We start from the raw sequence: 12933 nt of genomic DNA, 5'->3' as shown, positions 1-12933 counted from the left end.
CCGAATGGTTGAACGAGAACAACAGCCGGTAGATATCCTCCACTTGAGGTTGTGACGGGGCACACCTCATGGGGAATCAGGGGGGTGTCGGGGGGCGTGGAAAGGGAGCTGTACGGCCGCGAAGCGGTCCTGCACGAGGGCGGGCTCGCCGCGCGGCTGGTCGGGCTGGCCGGGAAGGGCGGGGCGCGGGTCGCGTACGAGCACGGCGACGATCCGCCGGTGACGGTGTTCACCGGCGGGCGCGGCATGGGGAAGACCGCGCTGCTGAAGGAGGTCCGCAACCGGTACAAGGGGTTCACGCCGCTGGCGCTGCTCGACTGCGCGAGCGTGGAGCCGCCGGCCGATCACGGACCCGGGTGGACGCCGGTCACGGGGGCGCTCGCCGAGCTCGCGGTCCAACTGGCGCCGCGGGGGACGGTCGTGCGGGCCGTGCAGTTCCCCCGGCTCTCGCTCGGCCTGGTGGCCGTGGCCTCGCTGGCCTGGTCGCAGGAGGACGACGAGCGGGCGCGGCGCGACCTCCAGCGGCTGGGACCGCTGCTGGCGACGGTCGACGCGACGCGGGGCGCCGCGACGAACTGGGTCGGCAAGGTCCTCTCCAAGCTCGCCGCCACCTTCGCCGACGCCGCCGCCCCGCTCGCCGGACTGCTCGCCGAGGCGACCGTGGAGACCGTCCTGGAGGAGGTGTTCAGCCGCTTCCAGCGCACTTCCGAGAGCTGGTACGGGGGCTACCGCAACGCGGGCGGGCGCGGCAAGGCGGGGCTGCAGCAGCTCGCGATCGACTTCGAGCAGGGCGGGGAGCGGCGGCGGGAGGCCGAGGCGTTCCTCGTCGGCGCGCTGACCGAGGACCTGTTCCGGGCCTACACGGGCCTCCGGCAGCGCGGCACGCGCATCGGGCGCCCCCTGCTCCTCCTCGACAACGCGCACGAGGCGGTGGGCCGGCAGCTCGTCGAGCCGATGCTGCGGGCGCGGGCCGACGGGCGGCGCGACCGGGTCGTCGTCCTCGCCACGTCACGGGACCGCGACTACCAGGGGATGCGGAACGCCACCCGCACCCGGCTGCCGGAGACGGCGCACCGGGCGCCGTGTCCGCGCGGGACGAGCATCGGCTCCGGCATCCTCGCCGTCGAGCTGACGCCGCTGTCGGCGGCGCAGACCCGGTCCGTGTTCGACCGGCACGACCCGGACGGCCGGACCCCGGCCGAGCTGGCCCGCGCGGTGCACCGGCTGACCGGCGGCCGGCCGCTCGGCGTGGCGCTCCTCGGCCGGGCCGCCGGGGAGGCGCCGCCGGCGCTGCGGGCCGCGCTCACCCCCGGCGCGCTCCTCGACCTGACGGTGGAGCTGCGGGAGGACACCGAGCCGGTGCCCGTCGCCCCGGCCCTCCTCGCCGAGCTCCTGCCCGTGCAGCGGCCGGGGCCGTACGCGGTGCTCGCCGCCACCCACGACGAGGAGTCGGCGCGGATGCTGGCCCACGCCCGGCTCCAGGGCGAGTCCCTGGACGGGGACGTGGCCCTGCGCGTCCGCGACCGGCTGCGGGCCGAGAACTGGCCCGAGGGGCCGGGGCACTTCGTCGCCGACCCGCTGCTGCGGGCCCTGCTGCTGCACCGGCTGCGCTTCGAGGACGGCGACCATCCGCGGTACGCGGCCTGGCGGGCGGTCCACGAGACGCTGCACCGGCACTACGGGCCGGAGCCGGGCCCGTACCGGCTCCACCACGATCTGGCGCTCGGCCGGACCGAGCTCGCCGTCGTCCACCTGCGGCTGTCGTTCGCCGGTCCGGACATCCTGGGCTGGCTCGGGCAGCTGCGGTTCGTCGCCGCCGCCCCGTACCCGCGCGAGCGGCACGGAACCGGCCCCGACCCGCGCCGGGCCATCGCGCTCGGGCAGGGTCCGGCGCCCGCGCCGCCCGAGGGCCTCGACGCCGACACCACCGAACTCCACCTGTCCGTACGGCGTCTGCTGCACGCCGTATGGCTGCTCACCGATCCGCTGGCGCTGCCCGACGACGAGGTGGCCGACCGGCTGGCGCACGAGCTGCGCCGGCTGTCCGGCCGCCATCTGACGGGCAGCGGTCCGCTGTGGGACGCGGCCACCCACTGGCCGCGCGACATCCGCTCCTGGCGCGAGCTCTCGCTCCCGCCGGGCAGCGAGGACGGAGTCTGACGCCATGCTCGACTGGCTGCGCCGCCACCTCTACTGGACACCCCGCCAGAAGTTCCTGACCTGGATCGTCGTCTCGGCCGTCGTCGTCGGCGCCGGCAGTTACGTGGGCCTCCGGATCGCCAAGCCGGAGAACCGTTCCTGTGCGACCGGCGTCGAGCGTCCCGCCGGAACCGACGAGTGCGTCGGCGTCAACGGCGACGGGTACGACTTCCGCGTCTCCTACCTCACCGAGATCGCCGGCGCCGTCGGCCGCGAGAACGCCGCGCTCAAGGACGGCGAGTACGCCACCGTCGCCGTCCTCCTGCCGATGACCTCCACGGACGCCGGCATGCGCACCAAGGTGCTGCACGAGCTCCAGGGCGCGTACGCCTACCAGTACCGCGCCAACCACGCGTCCAACAGCGAGACCCCGAAGATCCGGCTGGTCCTCGCCAACACCGGCAAGGGCAACGCCCACTGGCGCACCACCGTCGACCGGCTCGTCGGCATGACCGAGGCCCCGCACCGGCTGCGGGCGGTGTCCGGCGTCGCCACCTCGTCCACCGAGATGCGCGAGGCGGTCACCGCCCTCACCGGAAGCGGGATCGCCGTCGTCGGCACCACCATCACCGCCGACGACATCGCGAACGGCCCCGGAGCCGCGAACCGCTACCCCGGCCTGGCCCGCGTCTCCCCCACCAACAGCGACGAGGCCAAGGCCCTCGCCCACTTCGGCCGGGTCGACGCGGCCAAGGCCCTCCTCGTCCAGGACACCCGCAGCGGCGACCACTACACCGACACCCTCAAGGCCGCCTTCTCCGCGTCCCTCAAGGGCGCGCCCTACGAGCCGCAGCTCTTCACCTCGCCCGCCGACCCCACCGAGGAAGGCACCACCGCCAACACCTTCCGCCAGATCACCCACCTGATCTGCGACACCCGCGCCGAGACCGTCTTCTTCGCCGGCCGCCACACCCAGCTGCGCCAGTTCATCAACGCCCTCGGTGCCCGCGGCTGCACCGACCGGGCCTTCACGATCCTCACCGGCGACGAGGGCTCCTACCTCGGCGCCGACGACGAGCTCGACCGCGACGCCCTCAAGGCCAAGCTCACCGTCCGGTACGCGGCCCTCGCCCACCCCGACGCCTGGAAGCCCGCCCCCGGCCGCCGCATCCCCGCCACGGGCGGCTCCACGGTCGCGTACTCGACCTTCGTCACCGACATCGCCCGCGCCTCGAAGAAGCCCGTCGCCCTCTCCGACGGGCAGGCCATCGTCGCCTACGACGCCATGGCCACCGCCGTCCACGCCATCCGCCAGGCCACCCCCCAGGGCTCCCAGTACCCCGAGCTCGCCGACGTCGTCACCCAATGGCCCCAGGTCAAGGGCTCCCTCCGCGTCCAGGGCGCCGGCGGCTGGATCTGCCTCGACAACTACGGCAACCCCTACAACAAGGCCGTCCCCATCGTCGAACTCGCCCTCGACGGCACCCAGCGCTTCGTCCAGATAGCCTGGCCCGAAGGCAAACCCCCCACCACCGCCTGCCTCCCGCCGAAGAAGCAGTGACCTCCGGGCGCCCCGCCCCTACGGCACCCACTTGGGCCAGGGCTCGTCGTCCCGCTCGTACAGCCCCCGCAGGTGCCGCCACCGCTCGTCCGACCAGTCGCGCCAATCCGTCGGCCGCCCGTCCAGCGCCGCGGCCAACCGCTCCAGGTGCTCGTGCCACCCGGCGGCGCAGTCGAGCCGGTAGTCCTTCGACCCCTGGAACTCGTTCGTGAAACGCAGAACGGTCGACCCGCCCCCACCCCCGGACCCCGGTTCCAGATGGAACCGGATCCGGCCGTGGGTGGTCGGATCGACCGTGTACTCGGCCACGTAGTCGGGATCCCAGGCGGTCACCCGCCCCGAGACCTCGGTGTCGCTGTTCAGCCAGCGGAGCGTGACCCGCCCGCCGAGCCGCGGCTCCAGCGGATCCGCCTCGCAGAGCCAGCCCGGCAGGCCCTCGGGCGAGGCGACGGCCGCCCAGACCGCCGGCACCGGATGCGGCAGATCCACCACGAACCGCACCAGGTGGACGTCGCCGTCGTGGGTCTCGCACCTGCCCCGGGATATCTCGCTCATACCTCAAGCGTGGCCCCGGGGCCGGTCGGCCGCTAGCGCAGGGCTCAGACGCCCGCGTAGGAGTGCTTGCTGCTGACGAAGATGTTGACGCCGTAGTAGTTGAAGAGGAAGCAGGCGAAGGCGATGAGCGCGATGTACGCGGCCTTGCGGCCCTTCCAGCCGGCCGTCGCGCGCGCGTGCAGGTACGCGGCGTAACCGACCCAGGTGATGAAGGACCAGACCTCCTTGGCGTCCCAGCCCCAGTAGCGGCCCCACGCGTCGCCGGCCCAGATCGCGCCGGCGATGATCGTGAAGGTCCAGAGCGGGAAGACGGCCGCGTTGATCCGGTACGAGAACTTGTCGAGCGAGGCCGCGGAGGGCAGCCGCTCCAGGACGGAGCGGGCGAAGGAGCCCGGGTTGCCGCCGGTCGCCAGCTTGTTCTCGTACGAGTCGCGGAAGAGGTACAGCAGGGTGCCGACCGCGCCGATGTAGAAGACCGCGCCGCAGAAGATCGCGGTGGAGACGTGGATCCACAGCCAGTACGAGTCGAGCGCCGGGACCAGCTGGTCGCTGGGGGTCTTCAGCCAGGTGGTGGCCATGCCCAGGTCGAGCAGGACGGTCGTCACCAGGGGCAGACCGATCCAGCGGACGTTCTTCTTGGCGACGAGGAAGCCGAGGTACGCGCCGACCGCCACCGTGGAGAAGGTGGTGGAGAACTCGTACATGTTGCCCCAGGGGGCACGCTGCACGGACAGCGCGCGGGCGACCACGCCCGAGGCCTCGACCAGGAAGGCGAGGACGGTGAGCGAGACGGCGATCCGGCCGTACAGGTCGCCCTTGACCGTGCCGCCGGCCGCGCCGGGACCGTCCGGCACGTCCCGGGTGCCGGCCGCGGAGCGGGTGACGACCTGCGGCTTGTCGAGTACGGCGGTGCCACCGGCCTTCGTGACCTGGACGGTCACGGCCGGGGTCGCGGCACCGGCGGCCTGCTGCGTGAGGGCGGCGGCGGTGCGGCCGACCTTGCTGCGGCTGCCGAGGACCCACTCGGCGATGTGGGCGAAGAAGGCCAGGGTGTAGACGGCCATCGAGGAGTAGATGAGCAGGTCGCTCATCCGCGCCAGGCTCTCGTTGGTCGTGGCGGCGAGGATCACTTGTCGGCCTCTCCAGAAGGGGCAGGGTCTTCTGCGGGTTCTTCCGCGGTTTCCGTTTCCGGTACGGCTTCCGCCGTGGGCGGCGCCTGGGCGGTCAGCGCGACCGCGAAGTCGCCCAGCTCCTCCGGCAGCCTGGCCGACTCGCTCCGGCCGAGGCCGGCCATCTCGACGACGGTGACGCCGTCCTCACCGCGCACGGCCCGGACCCAGATCCGGCGCCGCTGGATGAAGAGCGAACCGGTCAGTCCGGCGATGGCGGCGATGGCGCCCGCGAGGGCGAGGCCGTTCCCCGGCTGCTGCGAGATCTGGAAGCTCGCCCACTCCTTGATGTCCTTCTCGAAGGTGATCGAGCCGGCGCCGTCGGGGAGCGTCATGGTCTCGCCGGGCAGCATGCGCTGCGCGACCCCGGTCCCCTTGTCGATCTTGAACTGCTTCATCTTGGTCGTGTTGAGCTGGTACACGTTCTGCGGCAGACCGGAGTTCACGCGCAGGTCGCCGTGGTAGCCGGTGAGCGCCATGACCGGGAAGTCGAGCGCCGGGAACTGCGAGAACATCGTGCCGCTGCCGGCACCCGCGAACGTCGGCACGAACAGGGCCGTGAAGCCGAGCTGCTCCTTCTTGCCGTTCTTGTCGCGGTAGCCGTCCATGACCTTGATGGCGCCGGTCGACGTGATGTTGTTGTCGATGGGCAGCATCGGCACGGCGCCGTGGAAGACGGTCTTGCCGCGGCCGTCCTTGACGGTGACGACCGGCGCGTAGCCGTGGGCGATCAGATAGACCTTGGAGTCGCCGACCTTCAGCGGCTCGTTGACCCGGATCACGGCCTTCTTGCCCGCGCCGCCCTGCGAGTAGGTGACGTCCGCCTCGAAGGTGCGGGGGGTGCCGCGCTGCGGGCCGCCCTTCTCGTACGTGCCGTTGAAGGAGTTCAGGGTGAAGCCGAACGGCTCCAGCTCGTCGGTGCCGAACTGGGAGCCGGACTTGAAGTCGTCGTACTGGGTGAGCGTGTTGGAGAAGCCGTCGCCCTCGACGATCAGCTTGCCGCCCTCGGACTTGAAGAGCTGGCCCCAGGCGAAGGCCACGAGCATCACGATCAGGGCGACGTGGAAGGCCAGGTTCCCGGCCTCGCGCAGATAGCCCTTCTCGGCGGCGACCGCGTCCCCGACGGTATGGGCGCGGAAGCGGCGCCCCTTGAGGACGGCGAGCGCGGCCTCGCGGACCTGCTCGGGCTCGGCCTCGGTCCGCCAGGTGGTGTACGCGGGCAGCCGGGTGAGGCGCCGGGGGGCGCCCGGCGGTCGGCTGCGGAGCTGGCCGACGAACTGCCAGGTGCGCGGCACGATGCAGCCGATGAGGGAGACGAACAGCAGGATGTAGATCGCGGAGAACCACACCGAGCTGTAGACGTCGAAGAACTGGAGCTTCTCGTACAGCGGCGTGAGGGTGGGGTGGGCCGCCTTGAAGGTCGCCACCTTGAGCTCGTCCGCGCTGGTCTGCGGGACGAGGGAGCCGGGGACGGCGCCCAGGGAGAGCATGAAGAGGAGGATCAGCGCGACCCGCATGGAGGTCAGCTGCCGCCAGAACCAGCGGACCCAGCCGACGACCCCGAGCGTGGGGCCGCCGACGGCGGTCTCTTCCAGGGGGGCGGTCGACAGCTGGGCGCCGGCGGCTTCGTCGCCGGTCCGCTCGGTCTCCGTCGTATCGGTCTTGCTCATGGAACTCAGATCCCCACCGTGAAACCGCTGGACCAGCCCTGCATCGTGGCGACCATGCTGTCCCACGCGCCCGTGAGGAGCAGGACACCGGTGACGATCATCATGCCGCCGCCGATCCGCATGACCCACGCGTAGTGCTTCTTGACCCATCCGAACGCGCCGAGTGCCTTGCGGAACGCGATGGCCGCGAGGACGAACGGTACGCCGAGGCCGACGCAGTACGCGAAGGCGAGTACCGCGCCGCGGCCCGCGCTGGCCTGCTCCAGGGCGAGGGCGTTGACCGAGGCGAGGGTCGGGCCGATGCACGGGGTCCAGCCGATGCCGAAGAGCGCGCCGAGCAGCGGGGCGCCGACCAGGCCGGCGACGGGCTTCCGGTGGAAGCGGAACTCGCGCTGCGTGATCCAGGGCATCAGGCCCATGAAGAACACGCCCATGAGGATCATGAGCACGCCGAGGACCGTGGTGAGCGTCTCGCGGTACTCCTGGAGCGTCGCGCCGAAGTAGCCGAAGAGCGCGCCGCCGGAGACGAACACGGCGGTGAAGCCGGCGACGAAGAGGACGGCGCCGGCGGTCATCCGGCCGCGGCGGCTCTCCGCGAGGTCGGTGCCGGTGACGCCGGTGACGTACGAGAGGTAGCCCGGCACGAGCGGGAGCACGCACGGCGAGAAGAAGGAGACCAGTCCGCCGAGGACCGCGATGGGGAGGGCGAGCAGCAGGGCTCCGCTGGTGACCGTCTCGTTCACGGGCTCACTTCTCCTTGAGAAGGGGCTCGATCATCGACCGGAGCTTCTTCTCGTCGAGCGCCATGAGCGAGCGGGCGGCGATCTTGCCCTCCTTGTCGAGGACGACGGTGGAGGGGATGGCCTGCGGGTTGAGGGTGCCCTTGGGGAAGCCGAAGAGGATCAGCTTGCCCTGCGGGTCGTAGAGGCTGGGGTAGGGGACCCCGTAGTCCTCCTCGAAGGCGAGGGCGGGCTGCTTGTTGGGGTCGCGGGTGTTGAGGCCGACGAACTCGACGCCCTGGCTCTTGAGGTCCTTGGCGACCTTGGCGAAGTGCGGGGCCTCGGCGCGGCAGGGGCCGCACCAGGAGCCCCAGACGTTGAGGACGACGACCTTGCCCTTGAGGCCGGCGACGTCGAGCTGCTCGCCTTCGAGGGTCTCGCCGGCGAGCTTGCCGGTGGCCGCGCGCTCGCCCTTGGCGACGGTGGAGATGCCACCCGTGTTGGTCACGAAGTTGGTGTTGCCACCGCCGCCGGACTTGCCGTTGCTGTCGCCGCCGCAGGCCGAGAGCGTGAGGGCGGCGGCGGACAGCATTCCGACGGCGACCAGGGTGCGCCGGGTGCGTCGAGGGGCACGGCTAAGGCTCATGTGAAAAGTTTCGCATGGGCGTTTGGGGGATCTTGGGCACCCCCCTACGTGCCCGTAAAGCCCCTTGTCAAGATCGCCTAAGCGGTCGGGGTGGGAGACGCGGCCTTCAGGAAGGTGTTCCAGCCGCCGTCGGGCCGTTGTCCCACTTCCAGCGTGCGCAGCTGGTCGAGGATCTTCGGGTCCTGGACGTCGAGCCAGTCGACGAACTGCTTGAAGGAGACGAGCCGGACGTCCTTCTTTCCGGCCATTCCCTTGAGCGCGTCCTCGACGGCGTCCATGTAGATGCCGCCGTTCCACTGCTCGAAGTGGTTGCCGATGTAGAAGGGCGCGCGATTCGACTCGTACGCGCGCGTGAAGCCGCCCAGGAGCGCCTCGGTGGCCTGCTTGCGCCAGCCGGGGTAGCGGGAGGGCATGCCCTTCGTCGTGTTCTTCGACTGGTTGGCGAGCATGTTGTAGTCCATGGACAGGACTTCGAAGGAGTGCCCGGGGAAGGGCACCGCCTGCAGCGGCAGGTCCCAGATGCCCTGGCGCTTGACCGGCCACGTCTGGCGGCCGCCGGGCGAGCTGGCGTCGTAGCGCCAGCCGAGCCGCTTGGCCGTGGGGAGCAGGTTGTCCTGGCCGAGGAGGCAGGGGGTGCGGCCGCCGACGAGCTCCTTGGAGTAGTCGAAGGGGAGCGGGTCGAGGTCGGTCCAGCCGCTGTTGGTCTTCCATTCGGTGACGAATTTCATCGCCTGGTCGATCTCGCTCTGCCACTGGGCCGGGGTCCAGTTTCCGACCGAGCCGGAGCCGCCGCAGAAATGCCCGTTGAAGTGCGTGCCGATCTCGTGGCCTTCGAGCCAGGCCTGCCGGACGTACTTCAGGGTGTCCTTGATGTGGGCGTCGGTGAGGTAGCCGATGTCGGAGGCGCCGACGCGGTTGTTCGGCGGGCGGTAGAGGTCCTTCTTCGATTCGGGCAGGAGATAGATCCCGGAGAGGAAGAAGGTCATCGCCGCGTCGTGGTTCTTGGCGAGTTCGAGGAAACGAGGGAAGAGGCCGTTGCCGACCTCGCCCGCGCCGTCCCAGGAGAAGATCACGAACTGCGGCGGGGTCTGGCCGGGTTCGAGCGGGACGGGGGCGTCGGGCTGGTGCGGCTGCTTGCCGGTGTCGGCGGTGGAACCGTCGCCGATGGGCCGGGCGTCGTCCTTGGTCGGGGTGGGCGTCCCCGGGTCCGCCGTGGTGTCGCCGCCCTTGCCGGGTCCGGAACGCCCCGGCTTGTCCTCGTTCTTGGTACTACATCCCGCGATACCGATCGCCGCCGCGGCGCCGACACCCGCCCCGAGCAGCCCCCTTCGACTGATTCCACTGATCCCGCGCATGACTACCCCATTCGCGCTGACGTATGACCTGAACGTCATCCAAACCGACAATGAGTGAGATGCAGGGAGGAACACGGAGGTTCCGGGAAATAGCACAAAAATTTCAGGGCGGTCGGATGACATGAACATCACCGACCGCCCTGAACTGTGGCCCTTCGCCACCGCGCTGTCCAGTGGGCCGGACAGCGGAGGCGCCCCGAGCGCGGGGCTCCCGCGGGAACTACGCCCCGAAGGCCTTCGACTTCCCCTTCACCGGCTTCGCGCCCGCGAGGAGGTGCGCCGGGACGAGGTCCCGGGCCGGCTCGCTGTACCCGACCGAGACGATCGTGTCGCCCTGGTACGTGAACGAGGTCAGCGAGGCCAGCGTGCACTGCCGCCGCCGCGGGTCGTGCCACAGCCGCCGCTTCTCCACGAAGCTGCGGACGATCCAGATCGGCAGCTGGTGGCTGACGCACACCGCCTCGTGCCCCCGGGCCGCGTCCTTCGCCGCGTCGAGCGCCCCCATCATCCGCACGACCTGCTCGACGTACGGCTCGCCCCAGGACGGCTGGAACGGGTTGGTCAGGTGCTTCCAGTTCGCCGGCTTGCGCAGCGCCCCGTCGCCGACGCCGAAGGTCTTGCCCTCGAAGACGTTCGCCGCCTCGATGAGCCGCGCGTCGCTGGCCAGGTCGAGGCCGTGCGCCTTCGCGACCGGCATCGCCGTCTCCTGCGCCCGCTCCAGCGGGGAGGCGACGACGTACGTGACGTCCCGGTCGGCCAGGTGCTCGGCGACCCGGTCCGCCATCCGACGGCCCAGCTCGGACAGGTGGTAGCCGGCGCGGCGGCCGTAGAGGACACCCTCCGGGTTGTGCACCTCGCCGTGCCGCACCAGATGGACGACGGTGATGTCCTGATCGCTCTTCGGGGAGCTCGTCACGTCGCTCATGCCGTCGCCTCCGCGGCGGCGCGGGCGGCGGCCGGCAGGGCCGCGGCGATCCGCTCGATCGCCCGCTCGTCGTGCGCGGTCGACACGAACCACGACTCGAACGCGGACGGCGGCAGGTACACGCCGTCGGCCAGCATCGAGTGGAAGAAGGCGTTGAAGCGGAAGGCCTCCTGCTTCTTCGCGTCGTCGTAGTTCCGCACCTCGTCGGCGGTGAAGAACACCGAGAACATGTTGGACGCGGTCTGCAGCCGGTGCGCCACGCCCTCCTTCGCCAGCGCGCCCGTGACCAGGCCCTGGATCTCCGCAGAGACCGCGTCCACCGTCGCGTACGCGGCCTCGTCGAGCAGCCGCAGCTGCGCGAGACCGGCGGCGGTCGCGACCGGGTTGCCCGACAGGGTGCCCGCCTGGTAGACCGGCCCGGCCGGCGCCAGGTGCCCCATGACGTCGGCGCGACCGCCGAACGCCGCGGCCGGGAAGCCGCCGCCCATGACCTTGCCGAAGGTCATCAGGTCGGGCTTCACGCCGTCGACGCCGTACCAGCCGGCCCGGCTCGTACGGAAACCGGTCATCACCTCGTCGGAGATGTACAGCGCGCCGTTCTCCCGGCACAGGTCCGCCAGGCCCTGGTTGAAGCCCTCGGCCGGCGGCACGACGCCCATGTTGCCCGGCGAGGCCTCCGTGATCACGCAGGCGATCTCGCCCGGGTGCGCGGCGAACGCCGCCCGGACCGCGTCCAGGTCGTTGTAGGGCAGCACGATGGTGTCGCCGGCCTGCGCGCCGGTCACGCCGGGCGTGTCCGGAAGGCCGAAGGTGGCGAGACCGGAACCGGCGGCGGCGAGCAGCGCGTCCACGTGGCCGTGGTAGCAGCCCGCGAACTTGACGACCTTGGCGCGCCCGGTGAACCCGCGGGCGAGCCGGATCGCGGACATCGTCGCCTCCGTGCCGGAGGAGACCAGGCGCACCTGCTCGACCGGCTCGATCCGCGCGACGATCTCCTCGCCGAGCGCGACCTCGCCCTCGCCGGGCGTACCGAACGACGTGCCGCGGGCCACCGCGGCCTGCACCGCGGCGGTGACCTCGGGGTGCGCGTGGCCGAGAATCATCGGCCCCCACGAGCAGACCAGGTCGACGTACTCACGACCGTCCGCGTCGGTGAGGTACGGACCGGAACCGGACACCATGAACCGGGGCGTTCCGCCCACGGCCCGGAAGGCACGCACCGGTGAGTTCACGCCGCCGGGCGTCACGAGGGAAGCGCGGTCGAAAAGCGTCTGTGAGACTGGGGCTTCGTATGAATACGGCACTGTGATCCTGACCTGCGAGAACGACTTCGGGCACGACATCGGGAACGGAGGGACGGTGGTGGACATCCTCTGTATTACGCCGGGGCGCTCGCCCTCCGCGTCTGCGAAACTGGGGCGTCAGAGGGATGACTCACGGAATCCATGGTGTCAGAGGCCACGGCGTTCTTGCGGACAGGTGTTTCACCGTACGAACGCGGGGGAGGTCACTGACACGATGATCGGGTTGCGCGGCGGGGTCGTGTTGCCGAGAAAAAGCAGTCGGGTGGAGATATGCATCGCGGTGGCGGACCGGGCGAGGGGACGGACGACCTGGGTCCGGAGTCTGCCCGGCGCGGGAGGCACCGGCGCCGGCGGACCGAGGACCAGACCGCGTCGGGCGGCCGGCCGAAGCCGGACCCCGCTGCGGACGCACCCCCCACGACCGGAGGCCGGAGCTTGGGGGTGACGTACAAGTACTTCGGCGCGCCCGACGGCGCCACCGCCGCCCGCGTCCCGATCTCGATGCGGCCGGAGGAACTCGGCGGGGACGAGCTCGGCATGGGCGGAATGTTCACCAAGATCAAGCCGGAGACCATAGCCGCGATGGTCCTCACCGGAATCCAGGGCATGCCCCTGAACAAGGTGCCCCCGCTGGAACTGGTCGTCCTCCACCCCGACTACGCCGTCGTCAAACTGCCGATGACCGTCGTCGACCCCCTGCGCGGGATAGGCGAGGAGTCGGTCGGCGCCGCCGCCTTCATCTGGTCCACCGTCCCCGACCGCGGCGGCCCCCGCGACGCCTTCGACGTCTACCAGCTCCTCCACGAGTGGCAGGACTTCTCCGTCCGCCTCCACGAGGCGGGCCACCAGCCGTACTGTCTCGTCTGGCCGTGAGCCGACACGGTCCCGTC

At 71.2% G+C, this 12933-nt stretch carries 11 protein-coding genes; 3 read left to right on the top strand and 8 right to left on the bottom strand.

Features of this window, described 5'->3' with window-relative positions:
• Nucleotides 1-96: 96 nt before the first annotated feature.
• Nucleotides 97-2160: a hypothetical protein gene (locus tag ACFCY7_RS14605; RefSeq protein ID WP_376484664.1), complete on the top strand. Its 2064-nt coding sequence runs from the start codon at nt 97-99 to the stop codon at nt 2158-2160.
• Nucleotides 2161-2164: 4 nt separating this feature from the next.
• Nucleotides 2165-3700: a hypothetical protein gene (locus ACFCY7_RS14600; protein WP_376484663.1), complete on the top strand. Its 1536-nt coding sequence runs from the start codon at nt 2165-2167 to the stop codon at nt 3698-3700.
• 18 nt (nt 3701-3718) lie between these two features.
• Here the strand turns inward: ACFCY7_RS14600 and ACFCY7_RS14595 are convergent, their stop codons facing one another.
• The 8 genes from ACFCY7_RS14595 to hemL form a co-directional block, all read right to left on the bottom strand.
• Nucleotides 3719-4255, bottom strand: a complete 537-nt coding sequence (locus tag ACFCY7_RS14595) for an SRPBCC domain-containing protein (protein WP_376484660.1) — start codon at nt 4253-4255, stop codon at nt 3719-3721.
• 44 nt (nt 4256-4299) lie between these two features.
• A complete protein-coding gene (gene ccsB / locus ACFCY7_RS14590; RefSeq protein ID WP_376484659.1) occupies nt 4300-5385 on the bottom strand; it encodes a c-type cytochrome biogenesis protein CcsB in 1086 nt (361 codons plus the stop codon).
• Nucleotides 5382-7094: a cytochrome c biogenesis protein ResB gene (locus tag ACFCY7_RS14585; RefSeq protein WP_376484656.1), complete on the bottom strand. Its 1713-nt coding sequence runs from the start codon at nt 7092-7094 to the stop codon at nt 5382-5384. The genes ccsB and ACFCY7_RS14585 overlap by 4 nt, the downstream gene beginning before the upstream one ends.
• 5 nt (nt 7095-7099) lie before the next feature.
• Nucleotides 7100-7837, bottom strand: a complete 738-nt coding sequence (locus ACFCY7_RS14580; RefSeq protein WP_376484655.1) for a cytochrome c biogenesis CcdA family protein — start codon at nt 7835-7837, stop codon at nt 7100-7102.
• Nucleotides 7838-7841: 4 nt separating this feature from the next.
• Nucleotides 7842-8459: a TlpA family protein disulfide reductase gene (locus tag ACFCY7_RS14575; RefSeq protein WP_376484653.1), complete on the bottom strand. Its 618-nt coding sequence runs from the start codon at nt 8457-8459 to the stop codon at nt 7842-7844.
• A gap of 77 nt (nt 8460-8536) precedes the next feature.
• Nucleotides 8537-9805 (bottom strand): hypothetical protein, encoded by a 1269-nt coding sequence (locus tag ACFCY7_RS14570; RefSeq protein ID WP_376484744.1) that lies wholly within the window; start codon nt 9803-9805, stop codon nt 8537-8539.
• A gap of 229 nt (nt 9806-10034) precedes the next feature.
• On the bottom strand, nt 10035-10739 hold the full coding sequence (locus ACFCY7_RS14565; RefSeq protein ID WP_376484651.1) for a histidine phosphatase family protein: 705 nt from the start codon (nt 10737-10739) through the stop codon (nt 10035-10037).
• Nucleotides 10736-12043 carry a glutamate-1-semialdehyde 2,1-aminomutase gene (gene hemL, locus ACFCY7_RS14560; RefSeq protein WP_376484649.1) on the bottom strand — a complete coding sequence of 436 codons (1308 nt, stop codon included), beginning with the start codon at nt 12041-12043 and terminating at the stop codon, nt 10736-10738. Before hemL ends, ACFCY7_RS14565 begins: the two co-directional genes overlap by 4 nt.
• A gap of 270 nt (nt 12044-12313) precedes the next feature.
• Between hemL and ACFCY7_RS14555 the strand changes: the two genes are divergently transcribed.
• Nucleotides 12314-12916 (top strand): hypothetical protein, encoded by a 603-nt coding sequence (locus ACFCY7_RS14555; protein ID WP_376484646.1) that lies wholly within the window; start codon nt 12314-12316, stop codon nt 12914-12916.
• The last annotated feature ends 17 nt before the right edge of the window (nt 12917-12933 follow it).

The sequence above is a fragment of the Streptomyces sp. NPDC056361 genome (assembly GCF_042262805.1).
GTDB lineage: Bacteria > Actinomycetota > Actinomycetes > Streptomycetales > Streptomycetaceae > Streptomyces.
This window is presented reverse-complemented; position numbering and strand designations above follow the sequence as displayed.

Coding starts and splice junctions, on each gene's coding strand:
- ACFCY7_RS14600 (WP_376484663.1), top strand. CDS start 2,165: ATGCTCGACTGGCTGCGCCGCCACCTCTACTGGACACCCCGCCAGAAG.
- ACFCY7_RS14595 (WP_376484660.1), bottom strand. CDS start 4,255: ATGAGCGAGATATCCCGGGGCAGGTGCGAGACCCACGACGGCGACGTC.
- ACFCY7_RS14585 (WP_376484656.1), bottom strand. CDS start 7,094: ATGAGCAAGACCGATACGACGGAGACCGAGCGGACCGGCGACGAAGCC.
- ACFCY7_RS14575 (WP_376484653.1), bottom strand. CDS start 8,459: ATGAGCCTTAGCCGTGCCCCTCGACGCACCCGGCGCACCCTGGTCGCC.
- ACFCY7_RS14565 (WP_376484651.1), bottom strand. CDS start 10,739: ATGAGCGACGTGACGAGCTCCCCGAAGAGCGATCAGGACATCACCGTC.
- ACFCY7_RS14555 (WP_376484646.1), top strand. CDS start 12,314: ATGCATCGCGGTGGCGGACCGGGCGAGGGGACGGACGACCTGGGTCCG.